This is a genomic window from Bradyrhizobium sp. USDA 4451 (assembly GCF_054822585.1).
The window spans coordinates 3,254,819-3,278,803 of sequence record NZ_JBTRCH010000001.1 but is presented as its reverse complement, the minus strand read 5'-3'; the positions used below and the strand labels follow the sequence as shown (position 1 = coordinate 3,278,803).

Genomic DNA, 23,985 nt, shown 5'->3' with positions numbered 1-23,985 from the left:
AACACAACCCTGTGGTTATGGGTCCCGGGTCAAGCCCGGGACAACACCGAGTCTGTGGCGCGTTCAATGAGCCACGCCTGGCACTGTTCACCCGCCCAACTGCTTCTTCACCCCGAGCGCCAGCCGAAACAGCGGATCGCTGTTCTGCGACGGATACAACGCGCTTCGCGTCACCTGCGGGAAATTGTCGTTCTTCCAGAACGACGCCGGCGCGAACGAGAATTTCGCCACCAGCCGCCGGCCGAAATCCATCTCGTAGGGGAAATAGTTTTCCCGCTCGTCGGTGCCGGATATCTCGGGGTACTCGCCGAGCAGATAGCCCTCCTGGATATGCGGCCGCACCGCCGCCGGCGGGCACACGCTGGAGAGCCGCACGATCTGCAACCCGGCCTCGGCGCTCGCGGTGATCGCGCCGCTCAGGTTCGGCACGCCGAGCACATAGAGGAAGGCGGCGCCGGTCTCCGCCAGCGAGGCAAAGGAGGCGGCGATCCGGATCGAATGGGTGACGTCGAGCAGCGGCGTGGTGCAGACCTCGTAATGCTGCAGGATCGACCAGCGCAGGATGCGATGCCGCTTCAGCCGCTCCAGCCCGAGCAGCTTTGCCTTGGCGTAGTCGGCGATCAGGATCTGCTCGGCCCGGCGCAGGGCCTCGAACCGCTCAGCCAGCGTGGCGCGGTCCGGGTTGCCGCGGCCGCCGCGGAACAGCGTCGGCTTCAGCGACGAGTTGTTCTTGATATTGCGGTGATCCGCGCCCTGGCCGCGAAACAGCAGCACATGGTCGCGGTTGAGGAATTGCAGCTCGGCGATCTTGGTGGCGAGCTCGAGATAGGAGCCGACGCGATGCCCCGGCCCCTGGCGCACCGCCGAATTCCTCGCGACCTGGCATCCGCGGCGGTCGAAGAACGACCAGATCTTTTGGCTGCCGATGGTTTCCATGGGACGTCGCTCATTCTCACCGCGTCATTCCGGGGCTCGCGCAGCGAGAGCCCGGAATCCATTTCTCAGCAGGTTATGCGGGTCGATGGATTCCGGGCTCGCGCTGCGCGCGCCCTCAGATACGCAATTACGCATCGGGGAATGACACCGAATATGCGGCTCGAGATCCCGGGTTCGCGCCGAGGCGCGCCCCGGGATGACCGCAAGGCGGTCACCGCCCCACGAGCTGATCGGCGAAATACCCGATAGTCTTGCGATAGATCACCGCCCTGTTCCACTCGCGCATCGCTTCGAAATTCGCGCTGCCTTCGCCATAGGGCGCGCCCATCTTGAAGCCGTTCGCGTGCAGCAGATTGGCGGTCGAGGCCAGCACGTCGGGCACCGAGTGGCGCAGATCGACATGGCCGTCGCCGTCGAAATCGACGCCATATTTGATGTAGGACGACGGCAGGAATTGGGTCTGGCCGATCTCGCCGGCATAGGCGCCGATCATGTCGTTGAGACGGAGATCGCCGCGCTGCAGGATCTTGAGCGCGGCGAGCAGCTCGCCCTGGAACAGATCGGTCCGCCGGCAATCATGCGCCAGCGTGGCAAGCACCCGGAACACCGGCAGCTTGCCCATGTCGCCCTTGCCGAAATCGGTCTCCAGCCCCCAGATCGCGACCAGGATCTGGCGCGGCACGCCGTATTGCTGCTCGATCTTCGACAACAGCGCGGCATGACGCTGCAACATGGCGCGGCCGCCATTGATGCGCCCGGAGCCGACGCGGGTTGCGACATACTGCTCGAAGGTCTTGTTGAAGGTGTAGCGCTGCCGCCGATCGAAGGCGAGCACGCCGCCATCCTGCTGCACCCCGCCGAGCGCCTGCGAGATCACGTCCTGCTGGATACCGGCCGCGGCCGCCTCCTGCGAGAACGCCTGCACGAAGGCCGGAAAACTGCCGCCGCAGCGGGCGGCGTAGGAAGGGGTGGCAAGCAGCAAGGCGCCGAACACAACCGCCAAACGACACCTGAGCATGCAAACATCCCTCTCCTGCTTCGAATGGCCGATCATGCCATGGAGCAAACGAGGCAGTCAAAGCGTCGGCACCGACATTCCACCCGCGACCGCGTCATCCCGCCGCCCGGCACCTGCACCCACGCCCCCTCCACGCAAGCGGCGCATTGACCAGGCTCACCAGCGTATAGCTGACGATCACGAGCAGAAACCACGAGCCGAGCTTGTCGAGTCCGACCATCGACCAGCCGAGCCGCTGCGAGGGATAGAGCCAGGTCCTGGTGAAGGTGCCGATGTTTTCGGTAAACCAGATGAACAGCGCCACCAGCACGAGGCCGAGCAGCAGCGGCATGGCGCGATAGCCGGTCCAGACCTTGAAATGGATGCGGGTGCGGCCGAACAGCCGGATCGCCCAGCCGAACAGCAGCCACCGCAGATCGACGATGTAGTGATGGCTGAAGAAGTTGACATAGATCGCGACGCTGAGGGCGATCAGGGCGAGACGGCGCGGATGCCGGACAAAGCGGAAATCGAACAGCCGCCAGCAGCGGCAGATATAGCTGCCGATGCAGGAATACATGAAGCCCGAGAACAGCGGCACGCCGCCGACGTGGAAGATGCTGGGCTCCGGATAGATCCAGGAGCCGACCGAGGTCTTGAAGAGCTCCATCGCGGTGCCGACGACATGGTAGATCAGGATGACCCGCGCCTCCTCCCAGGTCTCGAGCCGTCCGGCCAGCAGCGCGACCTGGACGGCGAGCATTGAAACAAACAGGAAGTCGTAGCGCGCAAGCGGCGCATCCTGTGGATAGAAGCGCCAGGTGCCGATCATCAGCGCCACCGCGATGCCGCCGAACAGGCAGGCCCAGGCCTGCTTCACGCCGAACCGCACGAATTCGTAAAGCGCCGCCGAACATCGCCGCTGCGCCATCACCAGGCCGAGGCGATGTTCGGCGGCGATGAAGCGGCGCAGCGGCGGCCAGTTGGCCGCGGCGCTCGCGATCGGTTTGGCGTGACCTGTCAGCCTGTGATGCATGCCACCGACGATGGCGGGGGATCACGGTCGGAGCGCGGCGGAGTTGTGCAGATTTTGCCCAACCGCGCGCGGGCCGTCACCCGCCCGGCTTCGCCTCGGTCTTGCCGGTGAACTTGGCGATCCAGGAGGTGTTCTCTGTCGCGAGGATGTTCTCGCATTCGTTGACGAAGTCGGACCACGAGGCGGGTCGCCGATTGTTGGCGTCCTCGAGCCGCCGCGCCGTGGCGCGATAGGCGGTCACCAGGAAATCGTAGCGCGAGGCTTCGATGTGGGCGAGCACCGCGCCTCCGAGCGTGGTCAGCACCGCCGTGAAGGCGACAATGTCGAACGGAACGCCCGCGATCACGGGCTTCGCCTCGACGCCGGCAATCGCCGTCAGCAGGGTCGCCAGCGCGGCGAGCGCGAATTCGACGCGCCGCAGCCACGATGCGACGACCTGATTGCTGTCGGCCCTTTCGGTGAACCACGCGATGGGCCCCTGCACGCGCTGCTTGATATACTGGTCCTGCTCCAGGCTCGCGCGCGGCACCGAGCCCTGCTTCGTGGCGCGCACCAGCTGCGGCAGCAGGTCCTCACCATCGGCCTCGATCTTTCGCCCTTCCTCATCGAGCAGCGCGTCCGCCCTGGCCGGGTCGTCATAGGGCGCAGCACTTGCGGCAAAGCGATAGGCCTCGCGCTTCAGGCGCTCGGAGATCGCGCGCACGCGCACCCAGGCCGATATCCGATCGGCGCCGAGCAGACGCTGGGTGAAGAAGGTCGCGAGGGCGAGGCTGACCGCGCCTGCGATCGCGACAGTGGTGCGCGGCGCCGTCGTGTGGTCTGGCAGCTGGCTGGCCACCGCCGCCAGGATCGCACCGAGCGACGACAGCGCGAAGGCCGACTTGCGCGCCCGGTCGATAGTCGATTTCAGCTGGTTTGCGGTCTCCGACCACTGCGCCTGGCGGTTCGCAATCGTTTCCAGTATGGCCATCGCAAATATCCTCGGACACGAGCAAATCGATGCCCGTTTCGAAATATCATTGAGCAATCCAGAGGTTTATTCTCATTCAACAGCAACCCTTGGTCAAGACGAGCGCGACATGAAATCGATGGCGCCGATCACGCGCGTCAACGATCCGTCCGGTCAAAACCGGCCGCTGTTGCTCCACGACAGGACAGGAAGAGGGTGACGAAAGCTCAGTCCCTGAGCTGGCGCTCCAGATCGACGAAGTCGATCTCCGCCCAGCGCTCGGAGATCTTGCCGTCGCGGATCCGCCAGAACGTCATGCCGCGAAACTCGACGTGACGGCCGGTCGAGGCGATGCCGCGCCACGGGCTGCGGTGGCGGCCGCGCCAGACGAACCGGCCGGCGACGATGTCGCGCTCGGCGACCAGGCATTCGGCCACCGCCGACAGCTCGGCGAATGTCTCATGCATGGCGGCCGCATGCGCGATCACCTCTTCGGCGCTCATCCGCTTGCCCGCCGCGTGGTCAAAGAAGTCGGACGCCAGCTGCGCGCGGATCGCATCGGGATCGAGGCGGTTGGTCACCGCATCATGATGCGCGAGCACGAGCGCCTTGTTGGCCTCGAGGGTGACGTTGGACATCGATCGGCTTCTCAAAAAAAAGAAAGTTGCAGAAGAGGAAAGATGCGCCTCATACGCGAATCGGGCGCGATGGCGCAAGTGACGATGGTCAGAAATCCGTCGTATTTCGATCGCCGCGCGCTTTCGCGAGGCGCCCGCCGCGCCGCTGCCGGTACCATCATCCGAAGCAGCGGCGTCGCTGGCATACAACCGACCAGCAGAGCGCCGGGTGAACGCGGACGTCGCCGGCCGCGACCAAGATGAACGGGCCGCCGGCCGGTTTCGCAACGATCGCGCAGCCTGCCGCGTCTTGCTCGGGTCAATCGGCGCAGCTAATCGGTGGCTGCGCCGACCGGGCGTCTTCCACGGGCAATGCGCCCCGAGACGCGCACCATGATGGGGGATACGCTGCGGATGAATATAGCCGGACATTTCACACGCCCGCGCGCGGCCGCCGCGGCGATCGGCCTGATGCTTGCGTTCGGCGCCGCCGTGACCGGACCGATCGAGAACGCCGCGGCGCAGGACGCGCGCGCCAAACAGGCGCCGGCGCAAGCTGCCGCCAACGTGCAGGCGATCGCCGCGCAGATGAAGAACGCCATCGCGCTGACACGCGGCGGCAAGATCGATACCGGCTATGCCCAGCTCGTTGCCGCGCTCGACGCCGCAGACAGGCTCGACGACGCGCAGTTCGTCATGGAGCAATATTTCAACGCGACCGCCACGCTGCGCGCGGTCAAGCGCGACGATCTCGCCGAAAAACTGTTCGTGCGCGCGTTCCAGGGCAAGGCATCCGCGCAATCGCCGCCGGGCAATGCCGACCTGCTCCTGATGTACGCCATCCTGCTGTCCGACCACGCCCGGATCGCGGAGGCCGTTCCGCTCTACATGAAGGCGATCGCGGCCTTCAACGCCACTTGGGGCGAAGGCTCCGAGGAATCGCTGATCGCCAGCGACAAGCTCGCGGTGGCGCTGTCGACCAACGGCTCGGCGGCGTCGGCGACCAATCTGGGCCGGCACAATTTCGAGCGCTCGGAGAAGGCGCTGGGGCCCGACCATCGCACCACCGCAAAGCTCGCCAACAATTATGCCGACATGCTGCGCGAGATCGGGGCGCCGGCGAAGGCGCTGGAGCTCGATCTGTTCGCGATCGAGAAGCGCGTCAAGCGTTACGGCGAGAACCATCTCAACACGCTGGTGACGGTCAACAACGCCGGGCAGGACTTCCTCAACCTCAGCCGCTTCGACGACGCCCGCCGCTATTTCCGCCGCCACCGCGCGATCGCGGTCGCAATGGCGCCGAAGGATCCGAGCTTCGCCGGACAGGCCGACGCCTGGCTGCTCTACACCGACATGCTCGCGGCCAGCGACGCCGCGATGTCACAGGCCGACCTGGCGCGGCTGGAGGCGATCGTCGCCAATGAGGAGAACTTTGCGGACTTCCTGCGCATCAAGGCTGCGGTGCTGGCCGCCGGCCAGCACGAGCAGCGCGGCGAGCCGGACGCGGGCATGCGGCTGCGCGAGACGGCGCTTGCGATCTCAACCAGGGCCTTCACCGCGCAGCATCCGCTGAGCTTCGAGATCAAGCTCGGCATCGCGACCGCCCTGATCGCGACCGATCCGAACCGCGCGGTGCAGGCCTTCACCGCGCTCGACCGCGAGATGTTCGACTGGATGAAGCGCGAGGTCGGCACCGCGGGCGATCGCGCCGTCGCGGAGGCGATCCGCGCCCATGCCGACCATCTCTTGTTCGCATTCGGCCGCTTCGCCACCGGCGCCGGCTCGTCGGTGGCGCAGCCGGCGTTTGCCGCCGCCGTGCTGCGCTGGAAGACGCTCGGTGGCGGCGACGCCACGGCGCTGCGCCAGCTCGAGACGCAAATGGCCGGCAAGGACGAAGAGACCGCGACGCTGCTGCGCGCGGCGCTGCGGCTCAATGGCGAGAAGCAGGAGCTGTTCTCGTCGGGCAATCTCGACGACTGGGCGCGGTCGGTGTGGGGGCGGCAGGACGCGGCCGAGAAGGCGCTCAACAAGCGGCTCGATGCGATCGGCGTGAAGCTGCCGCAGGATCCGATCCGGCCATCGCGGCTGCTCGGACCGCAGGAGGCCGTGGTCAACTACTTCATCACCCGGCAGTGGAAGGCGGACCGGCAAGCGAAGGAGCCACTGGCGGCGACCGTGCTCTACGCCATCGTCGAGACCGCAATGAGCGAGCCGCGCGTGGTCGATCTCGGCGATCCCGGCCGGATGGTCGACACCGGCGTGCGCACCGAGATCGCGCGGCTGCGCTCGACGCGGGCCAGCGTGGCTGATGCCGACAACAAGGCAACCGATAGCAAGGCGCCCGACGCCAAGGGCCGCTTCCAGACTCTTCGCGCGCGGCTGCTGGCGCCGCTGGAGCCGCTGCTGAAGGACAAGACCACGCTCTATGTGGTGCCGGACGGTTTCCTGTTTGCCGTGCCGTTCGCGCTGCTGCCGGGCGCCGATGGCGGCTTGCTGGAGGACCGCACCACGATCCGGATGCTGACCAGCCCCGACGCGCTGATCGCGATCCATGCGCGCGAGACGCTCGACAGGACCGGCGCAATGCTGCTCGCCGGCGGCATCGAATACGGCGTGCCGGGTCCGATGCCGCTACCCGGCACGAAGACCGAGATCGAGGCGATCGCCAAGCTCGCCCGCGCCCGCGGCGCGCCGGTCGAGATGATGACCGGGCAAGGCGTCAGCGAAGCCGCGCTGCGCCAGGCGATCGGAAGGGTGCGCATCGCGCATCTGGCGACGCACGGCTTCTATCACGACAGCACCGCGTCCGGCCTCGATACGCTGTGGCAGAGCGGGATCGTGCTGTCGGGCGCCGGCGACAGCCGCTGGCCGCTGCGCGACGACAAGGACGGCTATCTCTACGCCTTCGAGGTGATGGACTGGGACCTGTCCGGACTCGATCTCCTGGTGCTGTCGGCCTGCGAGACCGGCCGCGGCGACGAGAGTTTCGTCAGCGGCCTGCGCGGCCTGCCGACCGCGCTCGGCATCGCAGGCGTGCGCCGCGCGCTGCTGACGCTGTGGCCGGTCGCCGACGAAGGCACCGCGAACTTCACCGTGCGCTTCTACGAGCACCTAGCCGAAGGCCTGACCTATTCCGATGCGCTGCGCCAGACCCGACGCGATGCGCGCGACGGCAAGGTCGCGGGTGCGGCCGACGCCAGCGTGTGGGCGGCATTCGTGCTGTTCGAGGGCTGAGGACGTCATCAAATTTACATGTACGGACGGCTGCCGGGAGGGCATGCCAAGCCGAATTGCGCTCCCCCGTTACGCAAGGGTTTCGGCGCGCAGGGCAGACCGGCGCGCCGGCACGGCCGATTTGCTTTGACAGCGGCGCACTGATCGAGGACAAGCCGCGCATGCCGAAAAAACCCGGGACCAATCCCAAAGGCGAATTCGCCTTCTTCAACGTCTTCTATGAAGACGGCTCGCAGCGCTCCAACCGCCGCGTGCCCTCGGAGCTGTTGGGCGGGCTCGACGGCGACGAGCCGGTGCGCGCCTTCCTGCGCGACCAGGACCGCGAGATCGCCGAAAAGGGCGGCCGCCCGCCGCTCGAGATCAAGTCCATCGAGCGGGTTGGGGCGAAGAAGAAGTAGCGTGACGCGAACCGACCACCCATTCGGTCATCGCCGATCGCCATTTCTTTCGTCATTCCGGGGCGCGCAAAGCGCGAGCCCGGAATCCATCGGGCCGCGCGTTTCGCGGTAGAATGGATTCCGGGCTCGGCGCTACGCGCCGCCCCGGAATGACGAACCCTACAAAACAAAACGGCGGGCCTGGGCCCGCCGTTCTTGTTTCGATGAATACCGATCGACTTAGTTATCGAGGAAGCTCCGCAGCTTGCGCGACCTTGATGGGTGCTTCAGCTTGCGCAGCGCCTTGGCTTCGATCTGGCGGATGCGCTCTCTTGTCACCGAGAACTGCTGGCCGACCTCTTCCAGCGTGTGGTCGGTGTTCATGCCGATGCCGAAGCGCATGCGCAGCACGCGCTCTTCGCGCGGCGTGAGCGAGGCCAAGACGCGCGTCGTGGTCTCGCGCAGATTGGACTGGATCGCCGCATCGATCGGCAGGATCGCGTTCTTGTCCTCGATGAAATCGCCGAGATGCGAATCCTCTTCGTCACCCACCGGCGTTTCGAGCGACAGCGGCTCCTTGGCGATCTTGAGGACCTTGCGGACCTTCTCCAGCGGCATGCCGAGCTTCTCGGCGAGCTCTTCCGGGGTCGGCTCGCGGCCGATCTCGTTCAGCATCTGGCGCGAGGTGCGGACGATCTTGTTGATCGTCTCGATCATGTGCACGGGGATGCGGATGGTGCGCGCCTGGTCGGCGATCGAACGGGTGATCGCCTGCCGGATCCACCAGGTGGCGTAGGTCGAGAACTTGTAGCCGCGGCGGTACTCGAACTTGTCGACCGCCTTCATCAGGCCGATATTGCCTTCCTGGATCAGGTCGAGGAACTGCAAGCCGCGGTTGGTGTATTTCTTGGCGATCGAGATCACGAGACGGAGGTTGGCTTCCACCATCTCCTTCTTGGCCTGACGGGCCTCGCGCTCGCCCTTCTGCACGCCGTGCACGATCTTGCGGAATTCGCCGATCTCGAGCCCGGTGAGCGCCGCCAGCGACTGGATCTCGTGGCGCAGGTCCTTGATGCGGTCCTTCTCGTGATGGACGAAGTTCTTCCAGCCCTTGGCCGAGAGCTTCGAGACACGGTTGAGCCAGCGGGGGTCAAGTTCGGACCCCTGATAGTTGCGCAAAAAGTCCTCGCGGGCGACGCCGTGGCTGTCGCCGAGGCGCAGCAGGCGGCCCTCGAACGAAACCAGCTTCTTGTTGATGTCGTAGAGCTGCTCGACCAGCGAATCGATGCGGGCCTGGTTGAGGCGCAGCGACTTCACCTCGACGATGATCTCGTCCTTCAGCTTCTTGTACTTGCGCTCCTGCGAGGGCGACAGTGACTCGCTCTGCAGCTGGTTGGCGATGTCCTGTTCCTGCAGGCGCCGCAGCTTCTTGTACTCGGATGCGATCTTGTCGAAGGTCTCGACCACCTTCGGCTTCAGCTCGGCCTCGATGGCCGCGAGCGACATCTGGTTCTCGAACTCGTCGTCGTCCATGTCGCCTTCGGCGGCGGCCTCGGCGGGATCCTTCTCCTCGCCGCCGGCTTCGCCACCGGCCGGCGCGGCGCGGAACGGGGTCGGCGACGGCGGCGCGGCGGGCGGCGCGACATGGGCCGGCGCGGCTGCGTCAGCGCCGTTGCCATTGCCTTCGGCAGCGGCGCCCTCGGCGCCGTTGTTGCCGATCAGGTTCGGATTGATACCGCCTTTCGATTCCGGACCGGCATAGGTGGCTTCGAGATCGATGATATCGCGGAGGAAGATCTTGCCTTCGTTGAGCTCGTCGCGCCAGATGATGATGGCCTGGAAGGTCAGCGGGCTTTCGCACAGGCCCGCGATCATCGCCTCGCGGCCGGCCTCGATGCGCTTTGCGATTGCGATTTCGCCTTCGCGGGAGAGCAATTCCACCGTGCCCATCTCGCGCAGATACATGCGCACGGGATCGTCGGTGCGCTCGCCCGGCTCCGACTTTTTGACCTCGGTGACGGCCTTCTGCGTGACCTCGACGAGCTCGTTGTCGGTCTCGTCGTCGCCGTCGTCCTTCTCGTCCTCGCCTTCGCTATCGTCGGCCTCAGTGACGTTGATGCCCATGTCTGAGAGCATCGACATGATGTCTTTCGATCTGTTCGGGCGACGTCGTGTCGGAGGGCAGCACTTCGTTGAGCTGATCGAAGGTCACGAAGCCGCGCTTCTTGGCCTGCTTGATCATCTTCTTCACCGCGGCATCCGACAGGTCGAGCAACGGCGACGGCGCGTCAGCGGAATCCTTCTCAGGAGCATCCGCTGCCTTGTCGTCTTTTTCCTTGTCCTTAACCTGCAGCGTCTTTGCCTTGGTGGCCATTCACTAAGCTCCCGAAACGCGGTCATGCAAAATGGCGCCACGCGCACACATCGGCATGATATCTAGATTTACTCTCTCGACGCACAAAGGGCGGCGCAAGACCTCGCCACCCCTGTCATCCGTCTCGACGGTTTCCAATCTTGAATAGCCGCGAGGCTATTAAGTTTCGCTTAACCCTGTTTTTGCAGCCAAACCATGGATTTGGCGAGTCTTTTTGCGGGTGCGGCCGGCGCCGTCCGCAGCATTTTTGTTATCAGACATTACGCTGGAACCGGCCCCGATAATTCGCCGAACCCTTCAATCAGGGCTTCGGTGCCGTCGGCTTCTGCCATCCGGGCCTGGATATCCTGCAACCATGCCAGATTGGCCTCGCTGGAGTCTTCAGCCAAAGCCGCTTCCGCATCTTTTCTTTCCCTAAGTAAGGCGTGGGTTTTCTGATGCAAGGCAACCAGTTGACGCCAGGTCGATAAAACATCCTCGCGTGCCGTGCCAATCTGTGCGCCCCACACCGCCTGGGTTGTGATCGCCCGTTCAACCCTTTGAAGAATCTGAGATAATCCGCCTGCTTCGAGGTCGGCCCGCATCTTCTCGGCCTGCTCCTCGGCGTCCGGGGAGTGGTGATGATCGTGGGCAAAGGCCGCGATAATGGCGGCCCTGAGCTTGTGGGCTTCGGGATGGGCGAGCTCCAGCGCCGCCACCTCCTCGAGATGATCGTGCAGCAGCCAGGGGTGGTTGATCAGCGATTGCAGGATCAGCGCCTCGCGGCGGGAGATCGCGCTGCGCTGGCCGCGCATGATCGGGCTGTTGGCGAGCTGGGGGCTCGCGGCCTGATAGGGTCCACGGGAAAGGGCCGGTGCGGCCCCTTTGGGCGCGAACCGCCCGCCCTGGGCCGGGCCACGGGGGGCAAAGGCGCGGGGTGATTCGCCGCCGCGGCCGCCGCCGAAATTGCCCCGGCCATAGCCGCCGCGGCCGTAACCGCCACGACCGCCTTCCGGGGCGAAGCTGCGTTGCAGCCGCTGCTGCAAGTCCTGCCGGTAATAGCGCCGCACCACCTCGTCGCGGATGCCATTGGTGAGCTCGCCGATCCGCGCCTCCAGCGCTGCGCGGCGTTCGGGCGTATCGAAATTGCCGCCCTCGATCTCGCGCGACCAGATCAGGTCGGCGAGCGGACGCGCGACCGAGATCACCTCCTCGATCGCGGCACGACCGCCGGAGCGGGCGAGATCGTCGGGGTCCTGCCCTTCCGGCAGCAGCGCGATGCGCAGGCTCTTGCCGGGCTTGAGCTGCGGCAGGGCGAGGTCCGCAGCACGATACGCCGCCTTCTGGCCGGCACGGTCGCCGTCGAAGCAGAGGATCGGCTCGTCGACCATCTTCCAGAGCAGCGCGAGCTGGTTCTCGGTCAGCGCGGTGCCGAGCGGCGCGACGGCGCCAGGAAAGCCTGACGTCACCATCGCGATGACGTCGACATAGCCTTCGACGACGATCAGCTGAGCGCCGTCATGCGCGGCCTGCCGCGCGGTGAACAGGTTGTAGAGATTGTCGCCCTTGTGAAACAGCGTGGTTTCCGGCGAGTTCAGGTACTTGGCCGGAACGTCCTTCTCCAGCGCGCGGCCGCCGAACGCGATAACGCGGCCGCGGCCATCCGTGATCGGAAACATGACGCGGTCGCGGAAGCGATCGAACGGCACCGGCTTGTCCTCGCCGGACACCAGAAGCCCCGCTTCAACCATGTCCTCGGTGGAAATGCCCTGCGCGCCGAGGTGCTCCTTCAGTGCGAAACGATCCGGCGGCGCATAACCCATCCGGAACTGGAGCTGGGTCGCCGGCGAGATGCTGCGGTCGGCGAGATAGCCGCGCGCCTTGGCGCCGTGGCGCGAGGCCAGCGTATCGGCGAAGAACTTGGTCGCCAGTTCCATGACGTCGTACAGGGTGCGGCGATGCTGTTCGTGCCGTGCCGCATCGGGCGTCACGGCCGGCAGCGGAACACCCGCCATCGCGGCGAGGCGCTCCACCGCTTCGGGAAACGTGACGCCCTCGGTCTTCATCAGGAAGTCGAAGATGTTGCCGTTCAGCCCGGACGAGAAGTCGAACCAGGCCTGCTTCTGGTCGTTGACGAAGAACGACGGCGTCTTCTCCTGCTGGAACGGCGACAGCCCCTTCCACTCCCGTCCGGCCTTCTTCAGCTTGACGCGCCGGCCCACGACTTCCGAGACCGGAAGCCGGGCGCGCAGTTCATCGAGGAATTCGGGCGTGAAACGCATGGGTCGGTTTTAGCGTGGTATCCGGTGAGTCGCACGTCAACCGGCTAGCCATATAGGGGCATCCGCCCATTGGACGAAGAATGTAGGATTTTTCCGACCTATTCACAGGCCCTGACGCCCACCGGGCTACCCCGGATTCCTCGGTGGAGAGACGTTTCAGCCACCTTGCCCCCTCCCCGCTTCCGGGATTGGATAGGCCATGTTCACGACATTCAGAGGCGGGCAAAGCGGCGGCTGGCAAGTCACCTCCATCGCGCGGGTGAAGGGCGAGACGCTGCCGAAGGTCGCGGCGCTGTCAATCGTTGCGAGCGAGTCGATCGCGCTGCCGCTGTTGCCGGCGCAGACCTCCTGGCGGCTCGCCGGCGTCGTCAGCAATCTGCGCTACACCGAGAAGGAAGAGCGCGAGAAGCTCACCGCCGTGCAGGCCGGGCTCGGCCGCAGCGAGGCGACGCACGCGGCGCTGATCCCGATCCGGAAATCCGCGGCGTGGTGGGAGCTGACGCAGGAAGAGCGGCGCAAGATCTTCGAGGACAAGTCGCACCACATCTCGGGCACAATGAAATTCCTTCCCGCCATCGCCCGCCAGCTGTTTCACGCCCGCGACCTCGGCATGCCGTTCGACTTCCTGACCTGGTTCGAGTTCGCGCCCGACCATGTCACCCTGTTCGACGAGTTGGTCGGCATGCTGCGCGCGACCGAGGAATGGAGTTTTGTCGAGCGCGAGGTCGACATCCGCGTCGAGCGGGAAATCTGAAGCAGCGAGAGCACGATCCGGAAAAGTGCGAAGCGGTTTTCCGAAAGACCATGCTCAAATAAGAAGCCAAAGCGCGATGATGACTCAACCAAATCACATCGCGCTTTAGTGCTCCAGGAATTTTCCCGACGCGATCCGCGGCAGCTCGACGACCGGCCAATTGTAGAGATAGGTCCACGCCTCGCGCACGCTGCCGTCGGCGAGCGTGACCGTGAGCAGCTCGCGGAGATATTCGGTCGGCGGCGGAAAGCCGTCGCCGCAAGCTTCATACATGTCGAATTCGCGCAGCATGGCCTCAGGCTCGCGCAGGCGGAACAATTCACCGTGCACGATGTCGGCGGGATCGTCCGACACGACGAGGCCCGGATAATGCTTCACCAGATAGAGCCGGCCGCGGCACTGTGCTGATCCAAGAAATTCGGCATTGCCCGCGAGCAGCTTCGCCATCGGATGGTCGAAGCCGCGCATCAACGTGCCGTAGACGAAAAGAAGGTTGGAGGTCATCGATACCTGGTCATTCCGGGGCGCGTCGCAGACGCGAACCCGGAATCTCGAGATTCCAGGTTAGATGCTGCGCACCGCCCCGGAATGACAGAAAAAGGCCAACGACGCTAGGCCACCACCTCATCCGTCACCACCACAAACTTCGCCAGCGTCATGCGGCCGAAGCTCGTGGTCAGCGCGACGTCGGCGGCGTCGCGGCCGGTCGCCATCAGGATGCGGCCGATCCGCGGCACATTGTGGCGGGCATCGAAGGTGTACCACTGGCCGGACAGATAGACCTCGAACCAGCCGGAAAAATCCATCGGCGCGGGATCCGGCGGCACCCCGATGTCGCCGAGATAACCGGTGCAGTAGCGCGCCGGAATGCCCATGCAGCGGCAGAAGGTGAGCGCCAGATGCGCGAAGTCGCGGCAGACGCCGGCGCGGCTTTCATAGACGTCATGCGCCGACTTCATGTGATGGGCGTGCTGGTAGCCGAACGTCACGTGGTGATGCACGAAATCGGTGATCGCCAGCACCCGCGCCCAGCCCGGCGGCGTATTGCCGAACAGCGACCAGGCGATGTCGGTCAGCTTGTCGGTTTCGCAATAGCGGCTCGGCATCAGATAGAGCAGCATGTCGTCGGGCAATTGCTCGATCGGAATCTGCTGGGCCGCCGGATTGACGACGTCAGGCAGTCCGGAATCGCGCACCAGCGCGCTGCCGCGGAAGGTGACGCCACCGCTAGGGGCGACCAGACGGCCGCAGACATTGCCGAAACCGTCGCGATAAAGCCCGATCGGAACATCCGGCTCGGTCGAGATGCGCTCGGTGCCGACGACGTCGGCATAGCGCGACGGATGGATCGACAGCATGATCACCATCGGGGTCGGCTGCGCCGCCGTGTAGGTGATCTCGAAGCCGACCTTGATCTGCATCGTCAGGCTGTCTCCTGCTCCGTCACGCTCTCGCCGACCGACACCACCTTGATGTCGACGTCCATCGCCAGGAATGCATCCGCGGCACCGAGATAGACGCCATGCAGCGGGACCGCCTGGCGCGGATCGCGCGCCACCGCGACGCGGATCAGATCGCGCGTGCCGACGATGCCGTTGGTCGGATCGAATTCGATCCAGCCCGCACTCGGCAGATAGACCTGCACCCAGGCGTGGGTCGAGCCGCCGCCGACATAGCCATGCGCGCTGCCGGGCGGCATCGCGAGATAGCCGGAGACGAAGCGCGCGGCGATGCCGAGCCGGCGCAGCGCCTCGATCATGAACAGCGCATAGTCGCGGCAGGTGCCGGACTTCGTGCGCAGCGTGTCGAGCGGATGCTGGGTGCCCTGCTCGTAGCGCTTGCGATAGCTGAACGCCTCGCGAATGCCATGGGTCATGTCGCTGAGGATCTTGAAAGTCAGCGTCGGCGCCTCGACATCGAGGAAGCTCCGCGCCCAGGCCGACAGCTCGCCGTTCGGGTCGCCATATTGCGGCGTGATGAACTGCTGCAGATCGGGGAATTCCTCATCGTCGTAGAGGAACGGATAGAAGTACGCAGGGTCGTCCGGCGTCAGCGCGAACGTGTCGGCCGGATTGTGCTCCACCGTCGCGGTCGAGACAAAGGACAGCGTGTCGGCGCGCTCGTCGAAGGAGGCGATCGCGACGCTGTTGCCGAACACGTCGTGGATCCAGCGCAGCGACATCGGCTGCGGATCGATCACAAGCGCGCTGTCGAGCACGCGCAGATCATGGCCGTCGCGGGGGCGCAGCATGATGCGGTGTTCGCCGAACGCCACCGGGCGCGCATAGCGATAAACGGTCTTGTGATGGATAGTCAGCAGCGGCATCTTCAAACAATCATCGTGATTCCGGACAGTATAATCTATAGAGAAAGCTGCTCGATTCCAGACCAGCATGCCGCTTGAATAGGCAAAGTTGAGGAAAAAGGCCCGTGAATTACGGTGGTGGTTCATCTCTGTTGCTCGCAAGCACCGATGTCTCACCGGTTCTTGAACGTAATGCTGCCGGCCGCTCACCGTTCCTATTCACCTGCGATCACTTCGGCAGGCTGATTCCCTCCCCGCTCGGCGATCTCGGTCTGCCCGAAACCGAGTTGGTCCGGCACATCGCCTGGGACATCGGCATCGCCGGCGTCGCAACCCAGCTCTCCGACCTGCTCGGCGCGCATTTGATCGCACAGCGCTATTCGCGGCTCGTGATCGACTGCAACCGCCCGCCGCAGGTCGCAAGCTCGGTGCCGCTGATCAGCGAAGCCACCACGGTGCCCGGCAATGAAGGCCTGTCGCGCGAGGCCGCGGAGTTGCGCCGCGCGCAGATCTTCGATCCCTATCACGCGCGCATCGACGAGATCATCGACGCGCGCACGCGCCAGGGCATGCCGACGGTGCTGGTGTCGCTGCACAGCTTCACGCCGGTCTATGCCGGCATCGCGCGGCCCTGGCACATCGGCACGCTGTATCACCACGACAAGGCGCTGCCGCCGCTGCTGCTGAAGCATCTGCGCAGCGAGGCCGATCTCGTGGTCGGCGACAACGAGCCCTATGCGGTCAGCGACGAGACCGACTACACGATCCCGGTGCATGGCGAGCAGCGCGGCCTGATGAATTCGGGGATCGAAATCCGCCAGGACCTGATCTCCGACCAGGCCGGCGAAACCGCATGGGCCGAGCGGCTGGCGCGCATCCTCGGCGAGATCGAAATGACGTTGCGCGCGGAAGCGCTGATCTAGAACGTCGAACGGACTCCGCTTCACCTCGCCCCGCGTGCGGGGAGAGGTCGGATCGCATCGTAAGATGCGAGCTTCAGTTCGGCCGGCGCCGCCAGATGAACACGAGATAGAGCAGCACAGGCAGGCCGAGCGCGGCCCAGGAGACGGCATCCCACCAGCCGTCGCCGACCAGCGCGCTGATCAGTCCGACCGTGCTCACGATCGCGATCACGAGCGGTGCGGCGAAGATCCGGGTCAATGAGCGATGTGCGAGCATGCGGACGTCACGACATGAGTGCGGGGCTGTCGATCGACGCTGCGTTGGCGATGGCGCGCTCCTGGCTGACGCCTGCCCGGCGCCGGCGCATCCATAGATACACGCCGGTCACCAGGATGAAGATGGTGAGGATGTCGAGCAGTGCCCACACGATCTTCAGCGGCATGCCGCCGTAATCGCCGAAATGCAGCGGCTGCGAAATATACAGCGTCGAGACATACCAGGGCATGTCGCGGCTGTCGGTCAGCGTCCCGGTTTCGGCATCGATCAAAGCCGGCTTCAGCAGTCGCGAGGTCAGCGGCGTATCGCCGTGGAGGAACACCGCATAGTGGCTCTTGCTGCTGAACAGCGTTCCCGGGAAGGCGACGAAGCTCGGCGTCATGCCGGGCACCGCATGCCGCGCCACCTCGACCGCGCCGTTCAGCGAGGTCAGCTTCGAGGGCACCGGCCGGTCCTTGTACTGCGCGGTCATTTCGGCGAGCTGGCCGAATTGCCACATCTTGAGCACGAGATCGGCCCAGGTGTTGATGACACCGGTGAAGCCGACCACCAGCGTCCAGGCCACCAGCAGGATGCCGGCGAGATTGTGGACGTCGAGCCAGCGCACGACGCGGGTCCGTTTTGCGCGGTAGGTGCCGAAGCGCAGCTTCCGCATCGACGGCGCATAGACCACGATGCCGGAAATGATCGCGACACAGAACAGGATTCCCATAAAGCCGAGGAACAGTTTCCCCGGCAGGCCCGCGAACATGTCGGTGTGCAGCTTCAGCATGATGTAGGTGAAGCGGCCGGTGACATCGGGCGAATCGAGATAGGCGCCGCTATGGGTGTCCATCCGGACCAGCAAATTGTTGGTCGGATCGGCGTCGATCGTCGGACCGACGCTGACCCAGATCGCGCCGGGCTCGTCGCGATCCCAGATCAGGAAATGCGGCACCTTGCCCGGCGCCCGCGCCAGCGCGTTGGCGAGCAGATGGTCGAGATTGGCCGGCGGCGTGCCGGCCGGCACCTCGGCCGGCTTGACCGAACTGTGCAGAAGATCGTCGATCTCGTCGTGGAAGATCAGCGGCAGGCCGGTGATGCACAACAGCAGCATGAACAAGGTGCAGATCAGGCTGGTCCATTTGTGGACGGCGCCCCATCGCCGCAGGGATTTGGTCGTCGCAGTCAATTTCGTTACCTGAATTCCAAAGTCTCCATTGCTGCCGTCACTAACACGATGAACGACGCGCGCAGCCGCGCGGCGATTAGAACTCGTCCAGTGTGGGGCTTATCGGCAATCGTGTTGCGATCGCGCAACGAGAATTGCGGGGAACTGCGACGATGCGCCTCGGCTGTCGGCGCGATTTCTTAGGAGCGTTCTAAATCGAATCGACGCGATCGGGTCTGCATCAACCAACCAGCACAGCCTGAACGGGATGCTTCGCATGCCATTTGGGGCCAGGCCCGCGCATGTAGTGCAGCTCGGGCCGGTAGGGATCGCGAACTCGCGCGATCAAATTGCGCCAGCCGGCCGTGATCGCATTCATGCAGCGGCGAAGAGATGACAATGACGGCTGCAACGACGGGCATGGCCCGCCCTCAGTGCGGCGTGCCGAGAACGAATGCAAACGGCAGGATCACGATCTCCTCGCCGTCCTCGTCGCTGACATGCACGGCCCAATCGCGCCAATCTTCCAGACTGTCCGTCGCAACCAGCGAGCGCATCATGCAGGTCGCCGCCTCGTAGGCCTCGGAGAGGCTGGCCACCGACGTGCCGCGGCGATCCATCAGCACGCCGCGCGTATTCGAGCAATGGAAATAGACCTGTGTCATGTCCGTATCCTCGCAAGCGCCGGGCGATCGGGCTCGCCCTCGCATGACGAAGCTTTACGCAGCCGGCGCGCGACCATCCGTGACGCCGCTCACACAGGCTCGGGCGGCGCGGGCGCTCCCTCACCAAATCGCGATTTGACGGTTCTCCTGAAATTGTCAAAATCGTCAAATGGAACCGAAAACCCGGATTCTCGATGCCACCATGCTGGTTTTCCGCCGGCACGGCTTCCGCCGCTCCTCGATCGAGCAGGTCGCCGAGGCGGCCGGCCTGACGCGGCAGGCGCTCTATCACCATTTCGAATCCAAGGAGGCGCTGTTCCGCGCCGTGATCGAGCGCGTGCATGAGAGCGCCATCGCGGCCGAGGACAGCACCGTCGCCGCAGCGGAGGCAGCGGGCGGCGATCTCGGCGACATCCTCGCCGCGGGCCTGACCGCGCGGATCTCGACCATGATCGCCTCGCTGGACGGCTCGCCGCATATCGAGGAATTGTATTCCGAGCACCTGGTGCACGCGCGCGACCTCTACCAGACCTATGCCGCGCGCCATGCGGAGCGCATGGCCGCCACCATCGCGCGGGTCGTGCGCAAGCAGCAGCTTGTGCTGCCGCAGCGGCTGTCGCCGGCGGAATTCGCGCGGCTGGTCGAAATGTCGATGCACGCCGCGAAGTCGCAATATCCGGCGATGCAGCCGGCCGATGCGTTCCTGAAGGACATGGCGATCATGGTGCGGACGCTCTGCGCCGGCGCTGTGCCGAGATCCGAGACAAAATCCTCGTCGAAATCACAACAGCCGCCCGCCAGGAAGGCGGCAATCCGCAACAAGCCGACACGCAGGATAATCGGAGGACAGTCATGACCACGACGACCGTCAACGGCCGCGTCGAATCCCTGCCTGACGATCCCGACGCGCTCCTGATCGACATCGTGCGCGACCAGCTCAAACTCACCGGCACCAAGCTGGTGTGCGGCGCCGGCGTCTGCGGCGCCTGCACCGTGCTGGTCGATGGCGCGCCGGTCACAAGCTGCCTGATGCCGGCGCAGGCCGCCGCCGGCAAAGCGGTGACGACAGTGGAAGGCATCGGTGCCGCCGGGCTGCATCCGGTGCAGAAGGCGTTCATGGCGCATGACGCCCTGCAATGCGGCTTCTGCACGCCGGGCTTCATCGTGGAATCCGTCGCGTTCTGCGATCAATGGCGCGCAACCCGGGGCACGGCCGTGCCGTCGCGCGAGGAGATCGGCGCGGCGCTGTCGGGCCATCTCTGCCGCTGCGGCGCCTATGACGGGATCTTCCGCGCGGTGGCGGATGCCTGCGCCGGACGCTTCGACGGCGACAATGTCGCAGCACCCCGCATCGAAGCGCGCGACAAGGTGACGGGCGCGGCGAAATACACCGTCGACGTCAAGCATGACGGCCAGCTCGAAGGCCTGATCCTGCGCTCGCGCGAGGCGCATGCGCGCATCACCGCACTCGATCTCGCACCGGCACGGGCGCTCGCCGGCGTCACCGCGGTGTCGCTGCTCGGCGACGACAAGATCGTGCGCTATGTCGGCGAGCCGATTGCGGCGGTCGCAGCGAGCGATCGCGAGGCCGCGCTGGCAGCGCTCGCCGCGATCAAGCTGACTTGCGAAAAGCTGCCCGCGGTGGTCGGGCTCGACGCCGGACGCAAGGACGGCGCGCCGGTGGTGTTCGACAAAGCGAGCCGCAAGCGCGCCGGCAACGTCTCGGAAGCGGCCGGCGGGCCGGCGCCGTGGAAGCAGAACATCCGTGGCCCGACCGCGGTGTTCTCGACCCGCGCCAAGAAGGCGCGCAGCTGGGTGGATGAGGCGCGCCAGGCGAGCAACAGGCTGCTGGTCGAAGCGACCTTCCGCACCGCCACGCAGCAGCATGCCTGCCTCGAGCCGCACGCCGCAGTGGCGCGCTTCGACGGCGACCGGCTGACCCTGCACGCCTCGACCCAGCAGGTGTTTCATCTCAAGGAGCAGATCGCAAAACGCTACAAGCTCGATCACGACAAGGTCCGCGTGATCGCCGATCACGTCGGCGGCGGTTTCGGATCGAAGTCGAGCCTCGGTACCGAGACGATCGCCGCGATCGAGCTGGCGCGCGCGGCGAAAGCGCCGGTGCGCGTCGCCTACGATCGGCAGGAGGAGCTCTCGGTCGCTGGCTATCGGCCGGCCGCCGAACTGAAGGTCGCGCTGCTCCCTTCCGATGAGGGCAAGCTGAAAGCACTCTCCGTGACCGCACATGCCGACACGGGCGCCGCGACCAACTCGACCATCGCGGGCCTGGCGCGGCTGATCTATCCGGCCGAGGCCAAGGATCTTTCGGATTTCGACGTCATCAGCAATCTGCCCCCCGGCGCCGCCTTCCGCGGCCCCGGCGGTCCGCCGATGGCGTTCGCGGTCGAGCAATCGATCGACGAGGCCGCGCTGCGGCTCAAGGTCGACCCAATCGCGCTGCGCAAGCGCTGGGACCCCGATCCCAACCGTCAGCGGCTCTACGACTGGGCCTCCGGGCTCGAGATCTGGCGCAATCGCAAACCATCGCAGACCGGCCGCTATCGCCGCGGCATCGGAGTCGCGACCGGCTATTGGCTCTATCTCTGGCAGCCCAATGTGAAGGTCGAGGTCGCGGTCAAGGGCGGCCGCATCGTCGCCAGCACCGCGACGCAGGACATCGGCACCGGCACCCGCAGCATCCTTGCCGACACCATCGCGCGCGAGTTCGATCTCGAGCCCTCCGATATCGATGTGCGGATCGGCGATTCATCGCTGCCCGAAGGGCCCGGCTCCGGCGGCAGCCGCGTCACCGCGTCGGTGATGCCGCCGACCTTGCACGCGGTGCGCAAGCTGAAGGCCGCGATCCTCGAGCAGGCCACACGAAAGCCCGCGCCCGGCTCGAACGCGCCGTGGCGCGAGCTGATCGCGCGCTCGCCCGACATCGCGGTGACCGAGGCGCGCGGCGAGGACGGCAAGAACACCGCGCCCGGCATCCGCTCGCCGCTGCGCGAGCTCGGCCTGATCGGCATCGTGTTCGGCTGGATGATGCGGCGCTCCTCCAACATCGCGGTCGGCGCCGGCGTGCCGAGTTCGGTGCAGGTGATCGAGGTCGAGGTCGACACCTGGCTCGGCCATGTCCGCGTGCTCAACGTCCACACCGGCATTGCGGTCGGCAAGATCGCGTCGCCCGCGCTGGCGCGCAGCCAGGCCTGCGGCGCGGTGATCCAGGGCCTCGGCTACGCGCTGTATGAGGCGCGCGAGCTCGATCCGAACAGCGGCGACGTGCTGACCGCCGGCATGGAGGATTACCGTATCCCGGGCATCGCCGACACGCCCGAAATCGACGTGCATTTCGACGAAGCCGGCTTCGACCATGTGCTCGGCAACAGCGTCGGCATCGGCGAGGCCTCGACGGTGCCGACCTCGGCCGCCGTCGCCAATGCCATCCACGACGCGATCGGCGTCCGCCTCACCGAGATTCCGATCCGGCCCGACCGCATCCTCGCCGCGCTGAAAGGGAGGAACGCTGCATGAGCGCCGCAACCGCAGAAGTCATCAGCGCGCCCGAATTCCGCGCCGCCGGCACCGACCTGTCGGAACGCCGCCGCAGCGGCGTGTCGTGCGGTACGGTGATCGACCTCACCGCCGGTCCCGAGACGATCGGGATCGCGTGGGGCGCCGACGGCGCGGCGCGCATCGGCGCCCTGACCGCGATCGCGGCGATCGCGTCCGACACGCGGCTTGCCCAGGCCTATCCCGGCATCGCCGCAAGTGCGCAGGGCCTCGCGACGCCGCAGATCCGGCACATGGCGACACTCGGCGGCAACCTCGCGCAGCGCTCGCGCTGCTGGTATTTCCGCAATCCGCAGATCGGCTGTCTCAAGAAGGGAGGCTCCGACTGCCCGGCGCGATCGGGCAACCACCTCTATCACGTCGCGTTCGATCTCGGCCCGTGCGTGGCGCCGCATCCATCGACGATGGCGACGGCGCTCCTGGCCTATGATGCGAAGATCGTCACGGACCAGCGTAGCCGATTGTCGATCACCGACTTGCTCGGCGACGGCAGCAACGGCACGACAGACAATCTGCTCGCGTCGGGCGAACGGATCGAGCGGATCGAGCTGCCTACTCCGCTGGCCGGCGAGCGCGCGCTCTACAAGCGCGCCATCAGCCGCTCCTATGCGGAATGGCCGCTGGTGGAGATCTGCGTGCGGGCGGTGGTTTCAGGCGGCATGTTCCAGCAGGTTTACATCACCGCGGGCGGCATCGCGCCGGTGCCGCTGCGTCTCACCGCAAGTGAGGCGGCGCTACAGGGAAAGCCGGCCAATGCGGCGAGTGCCGCGCAAGCCGCCGAGCTTGCGATCTCGGGAGCCAAGCCGCTGCCGATGACCGGCTACAAGCTCGAGCTGCTGACGGGCCTGGTGCGCGACGTCGTCGAACGGATCGCAGCGTAGCTGAGCCTCACCGCGCCCGGGTCAGCGCCAGCCAGATGCCGCCGCCGATCATGAAGCCGCCGGAGATCCGCGACATCAGCCGGGTCCGCTCCTTGGAGAAGAATTTGCGGGCGCGGCCGGCGGCCAGCGCGTACGCGGCATCGGTCAGCACCGCGGTTGCCATGAAGGTGACGCCGAGCAGCGCAACCTGCGGCAGATGCGGCTTGTCCATGTCCATGAACTGCGGGATGAAGGCGCCGAAGAACACCAGCACCTTCGGATTGGAGAGCAGCACCAGAAAGCCCTGCAGGAAGAAGCCACCGCGCGGCGGCGGCGGTCTGTCGTCGGTGCCGACGCCCTCGACCGGCGAGCGGATCAGCTTGATGCCGAGCCAGACCAGATAGGCGGCGCCGGCAAAGCGCACCCAGTTGAACCAGTAGCCCATGGTGGCCATCAGCGAGGTCAGGCCGACCGCGACGATGCCGATCACGATCGCAAGCCCGACCTGCGCGCCCAGCACATTGGTGAGCGCCGCGCGCGTGCCGTAGCGCAGCCCGTTGGCGATCACCATCGTGACGATCGGACCGGGCAACAGCGCCAGCGCAATGCAGGCGGCGACAAAGGCGAAATAGGCTTGCAGGGACATGGAAATCTCACTGACGGTGAAGGTGAACTATGCACGTCCGACGGGCGAAGAGGAAGCGATTCCTGCTCATCG

The 23,985-nt window shown here is 65.8% G+C and carries 21 protein-coding genes and 1 pseudogene; 8 read left to right on the top strand and 14 right to left on the bottom strand.

Going from position 1 to position 23,985, the window contains the following annotated elements; translation table 11 throughout:
* Nucleotides 1–87: 87 nt before the first annotated feature.
* From ACVMB0_RS15195 to ACVMB0_RS15180, 4 genes are all read right to left on the bottom strand, one after another.
* Nucleotides 88–936 (bottom strand): FRG domain-containing protein, encoded by an 849-nt coding sequence (locus tag ACVMB0_RS15195; RefSeq protein WP_456750080.1) that lies wholly within the window; start codon nt 934–936, stop codon nt 88–90.
* A 211-nt stretch (nt 937–1,147) separates the two neighbouring features.
* Nucleotides 1,148–1,954 (bottom strand): lytic murein transglycosylase, encoded by an 807-nt coding sequence (locus tag ACVMB0_RS15190; protein WP_456796690.1) that lies wholly within the window; start codon nt 1,952–1,954, stop codon nt 1,148–1,150.
* A 94-nt stretch (nt 1,955–2,048) separates the two neighbouring features.
* Nucleotides 2,049–2,969 (bottom strand): DUF817 domain-containing protein, encoded by a 921-nt coding sequence (locus ACVMB0_RS15185; RefSeq protein WP_461346776.1) that lies wholly within the window; start codon nt 2,967–2,969, stop codon nt 2,049–2,051.
* Nucleotides 2,970–3,045: 76 nt separating this feature from the next.
* Nucleotides 3,046–3,939, bottom strand: coding sequence for a DUF4231 domain-containing protein (locus tag ACVMB0_RS15180; protein ID WP_461346775.1), 894 nt, complete (start codon nt 3,937–3,939; stop codon nt 3,046–3,048).
* Between ACVMB0_RS15180 and ACVMB0_RS15175 the strand changes: the two genes are divergently transcribed.
* A complete protein-coding gene (locus ACVMB0_RS15175; RefSeq protein ID WP_461346774.1) occupies nt 3,932–4,138 on the top strand; it encodes a hypothetical protein in 207 nt (68 codons plus the stop codon). The genes ACVMB0_RS15180 and ACVMB0_RS15175 overlap by 8 nt on opposite strands.
* A 7-nt stretch (nt 4,139–4,145) precedes the next feature.
* On the opposite strand, the gene ACVMB0_RS15170 is transcribed toward ACVMB0_RS15175, so the two are convergent.
* Complete coding sequence (locus tag ACVMB0_RS15170) at nt 4,146–4,967, bottom strand: ester cyclase (RefSeq protein ID WP_461346773.1); 822 nt, start codon at nt 4,965–4,967, stop codon at nt 4,146–4,148.
* On the opposite strand from ACVMB0_RS15170, the gene ACVMB0_RS15165 reads away from it, so the two are divergent.
* Both ACVMB0_RS15165 and ACVMB0_RS15160 read left to right on the top strand, forming a co-directional pair.
* On the top strand, nt 4,950–7,769 hold the full coding sequence (locus ACVMB0_RS15165; RefSeq protein ID WP_461346772.1) for a CHAT domain-containing protein: 2,820 nt from the start codon (nt 4,950–4,952) through the stop codon (nt 7,767–7,769). The genes ACVMB0_RS15170 and ACVMB0_RS15165 overlap by 18 nt on opposite strands.
* Before the next feature lie 161 nt (nt 7,770–7,930).
* Nucleotides 7,931–8,167 (top strand): hypothetical protein, encoded by a 237-nt coding sequence (locus tag ACVMB0_RS15160; RefSeq protein WP_021077386.1) that lies wholly within the window; start codon nt 7,931–7,933, stop codon nt 8,165–8,167.
* Between the two features lie 219 nt (nt 8,168–8,386).
* On the opposite strand, the pseudogene rpoD reads toward ACVMB0_RS15160, so the two are convergent.
* Nucleotides 8,387–10,520: pseudogene (gene rpoD, locus ACVMB0_RS15155) on the bottom strand (RNA polymerase sigma factor RpoD).
* A gap of 260 nt (nt 10,521–10,780) precedes the next feature.
* On the bottom strand, nt 10,781–12,781 hold the full coding sequence (gene dnaG / locus ACVMB0_RS15150) for a DNA primase (RefSeq protein ID WP_461346771.1): 2,001 nt from the start codon (nt 12,779–12,781) through the stop codon (nt 10,781–10,783).
* A 199-nt stretch (nt 12,782–12,980) separates the two neighbouring features.
* Between dnaG and ACVMB0_RS15145 the strand changes: the two genes are divergently transcribed.
* A complete protein-coding gene (locus ACVMB0_RS15145; protein ID WP_461346770.1) occupies nt 12,981–13,535 on the top strand; it encodes a chlorite dismutase family protein in 555 nt (184 codons plus the stop codon).
* A 105-nt stretch (nt 13,536–13,640) separates the two neighbouring features.
* On the opposite strand, the gene ACVMB0_RS15140 is transcribed toward ACVMB0_RS15145, so the two are convergent.
* The 3 genes from ACVMB0_RS15140 to ACVMB0_RS15130 form a co-directional block, all read right to left on the bottom strand.
* A complete protein-coding gene (locus ACVMB0_RS15140; RefSeq protein WP_461346769.1) occupies nt 13,641–14,039 on the bottom strand; it encodes a gamma-glutamylcyclotransferase family protein in 399 nt (132 codons plus the stop codon).
* Between the two features lie 107 nt (nt 14,040–14,146).
* Nucleotides 14,147–14,956 (bottom strand): transglutaminase-like domain-containing protein, encoded by an 810-nt coding sequence (locus ACVMB0_RS15135; protein WP_461346768.1) that lies wholly within the window; start codon nt 14,954–14,956, stop codon nt 14,147–14,149.
* A gap of 2 nt (nt 14,957–14,958) precedes the next feature.
* Nucleotides 14,959–15,861, bottom strand: a complete 903-nt coding sequence (locus ACVMB0_RS15130) for a transglutaminase family protein (protein WP_456750094.1) — start codon at nt 15,859–15,861, stop codon at nt 14,959–14,961.
* Nucleotides 15,862–15,965: 104 nt separating this feature from the next.
* On the opposite strand from ACVMB0_RS15130, the gene ACVMB0_RS15125 reads away from it, so the two are divergent.
* On the top strand, nt 15,966–16,763 hold the full coding sequence (locus tag ACVMB0_RS15125) for an N-formylglutamate amidohydrolase (protein WP_461346767.1): 798 nt from the start codon (nt 15,966–15,968) through the stop codon (nt 16,761–16,763).
* 73 nt (nt 16,764–16,836) lie between these two features.
* Here ACVMB0_RS15125 and ACVMB0_RS15120 read toward each other — a convergent pair whose 3' ends face one another.
* From ACVMB0_RS15120 to ACVMB0_RS15110, 3 genes are all read right to left on the bottom strand, one after another.
* Nucleotides 16,837–17,019: a hypothetical protein gene (locus ACVMB0_RS15120; RefSeq protein WP_456750096.1), complete on the bottom strand. Its 183-nt coding sequence runs from the start codon at nt 17,017–17,019 to the stop codon at nt 16,837–16,839.
* A 7-nt stretch (nt 17,020–17,026) separates the two neighbouring features.
* On the bottom strand, nt 17,027–18,190 hold the full coding sequence (locus tag ACVMB0_RS15115) for a PepSY-associated TM helix domain-containing protein (protein WP_461346766.1): 1,164 nt from the start codon (nt 18,188–18,190) through the stop codon (nt 17,027–17,029).
* Between the two features lie 410 nt (nt 18,191–18,600).
* On the bottom strand, nt 18,601–18,834 hold the full coding sequence (locus ACVMB0_RS15110; RefSeq protein ID WP_461346765.1) for a DUF6894 family protein: 234 nt from the start codon (nt 18,832–18,834) through the stop codon (nt 18,601–18,603).
* A gap of 169 nt (nt 18,835–19,003) precedes the next feature.
* On the opposite strand from ACVMB0_RS15110, the gene ACVMB0_RS15105 reads away from it, so the two are divergent.
* The 3 genes from ACVMB0_RS15105 to ACVMB0_RS15095 are packed head-to-tail and all read left to right on the top strand — an operon-like array spanning nt 19,004 to nt 23,288.
* Nucleotides 19,004–19,690 carry a TetR/AcrR family transcriptional regulator gene (locus tag ACVMB0_RS15105; protein WP_461346764.1) on the top strand — a complete coding sequence of 229 codons (687 nt, stop codon included), beginning with the start codon at nt 19,004–19,006 and terminating at the stop codon, nt 19,688–19,690.
* Complete coding sequence (locus tag ACVMB0_RS15100; RefSeq protein ID WP_461346763.1) at nt 19,687–22,368, top strand: molybdopterin-dependent oxidoreductase; 2,682 nt, start codon at nt 19,687–19,689, stop codon at nt 22,366–22,368. Before ACVMB0_RS15105 ends, ACVMB0_RS15100 begins: the two co-directional genes overlap by 4 nt.
* Nucleotides 22,365–23,288 (top strand): FAD binding domain-containing protein, encoded by a 924-nt coding sequence (locus tag ACVMB0_RS15095; RefSeq protein ID WP_461346762.1) that lies wholly within the window; start codon nt 22,365–22,367, stop codon nt 23,286–23,288. Before ACVMB0_RS15100 ends, ACVMB0_RS15095 begins: the two co-directional genes overlap by 4 nt.
* Before the next feature lie 7 nt (nt 23,289–23,295).
* On the opposite strand, the gene ACVMB0_RS15090 is transcribed toward ACVMB0_RS15095, so the two are convergent.
* The gene (locus ACVMB0_RS15090) at nt 23,296–23,913 is read right to left on the bottom strand and encodes a LysE family translocator (protein WP_050402699.1); all 618 of its coding nucleotides are present in this window, start codon (nt 23,911–23,913) and stop codon (nt 23,296–23,298) included.
* Nucleotides 23,914–23,985 lie beyond the last annotated feature (72 nt).

Coding starts and splice junctions, on each gene's coding strand:
- ACVMB0_RS15195 (WP_456750080.1), bottom strand. CDS start 936: ATGGAAACCATCGGCAGCCAAAAGATCTGGTCGTTCTTCGACCGCCGC.
- ACVMB0_RS15190 (WP_456796690.1), bottom strand. CDS start 1,954: ATGCTCAGGTGTCGTTTGGCGGTTGTGTTCGGCGCCTTGCTGCTTGCC.
- ACVMB0_RS15185 (WP_461346776.1), bottom strand. CDS start 2,969: ATGCATCACAGGCTGACAGGTCACGCCAAACCGATCGCGAGCGCCGCG.
- ACVMB0_RS15175 (WP_461346774.1), top strand. CDS start 3,932: ATGGCCATCGCAAATATCCTCGGACACGAGCAAATCGATGCCCGTTTC.
- ACVMB0_RS15180 (WP_461346775.1), bottom strand. CDS start 3,939: ATGGCCATACTGGAAACGATTGCGAACCGCCAGGCGCAGTGGTCGGAG.
- ACVMB0_RS15165 (WP_461346772.1), top strand. CDS start 4,950: ATGAATATAGCCGGACATTTCACACGCCCGCGCGCGGCCGCCGCGGCG.
- ACVMB0_RS15170 (WP_461346773.1), bottom strand. CDS start 4,967: ATGTCCGGCTATATTCATCCGCAGCGTATCCCCCATCATGGTGCGCGT.
- ACVMB0_RS15160 (WP_021077386.1), top strand. CDS start 7,931: ATGCCGAAAAAACCCGGGACCAATCCCAAAGGCGAATTCGCCTTCTTC.
- dnaG (WP_461346771.1), bottom strand. CDS start 12,781: ATGCGTTTCACGCCCGAATTCCTCGATGAACTGCGCGCCCGGCTTCCG.
- ACVMB0_RS15145 (WP_461346770.1), top strand. CDS start 12,981: ATGTTCACGACATTCAGAGGCGGGCAAAGCGGCGGCTGGCAAGTCACC.
- ACVMB0_RS15140 (WP_461346769.1), bottom strand. CDS start 14,039: ATGACCTCCAACCTTCTTTTCGTCTACGGCACGTTGATGCGCGGCTTC.
- ACVMB0_RS15135 (WP_461346768.1), bottom strand. CDS start 14,956: ATGCAGATCAAGGTCGGCTTCGAGATCACCTACACGGCGGCGCAGCCG.
- ACVMB0_RS15130 (WP_456750094.1), bottom strand. CDS start 15,861: ATGCCGCTGCTGACTATCCATCACAAGACCGTTTATCGCTATGCGCGC.
- ACVMB0_RS15120 (WP_456750096.1), bottom strand. CDS start 17,019: ATGCTCGCACATCGCTCATTGACCCGGATCTTCGCCGCACCGCTCGTG.
- ACVMB0_RS15110 (WP_461346765.1), bottom strand. CDS start 18,834: ATGACACAGGTCTATTTCCATTGCTCGAATACGCGCGGCGTGCTGATG.
- ACVMB0_RS15105 (WP_461346764.1), top strand. CDS start 19,004: ATGGAACCGAAAACCCGGATTCTCGATGCCACCATGCTGGTTTTCCGC.
- ACVMB0_RS15100 (WP_461346763.1), top strand. CDS start 19,687: ATGACCACGACGACCGTCAACGGCCGCGTCGAATCCCTGCCTGACGAT.
- ACVMB0_RS15095 (WP_461346762.1), top strand. CDS start 22,365: ATGAGCGCCGCAACCGCAGAAGTCATCAGCGCGCCCGAATTCCGCGCC.
- ACVMB0_RS15090 (WP_050402699.1), bottom strand. CDS start 23,913: ATGTCCCTGCAAGCCTATTTCGCCTTTGTCGCCGCCTGCATTGCGCTG.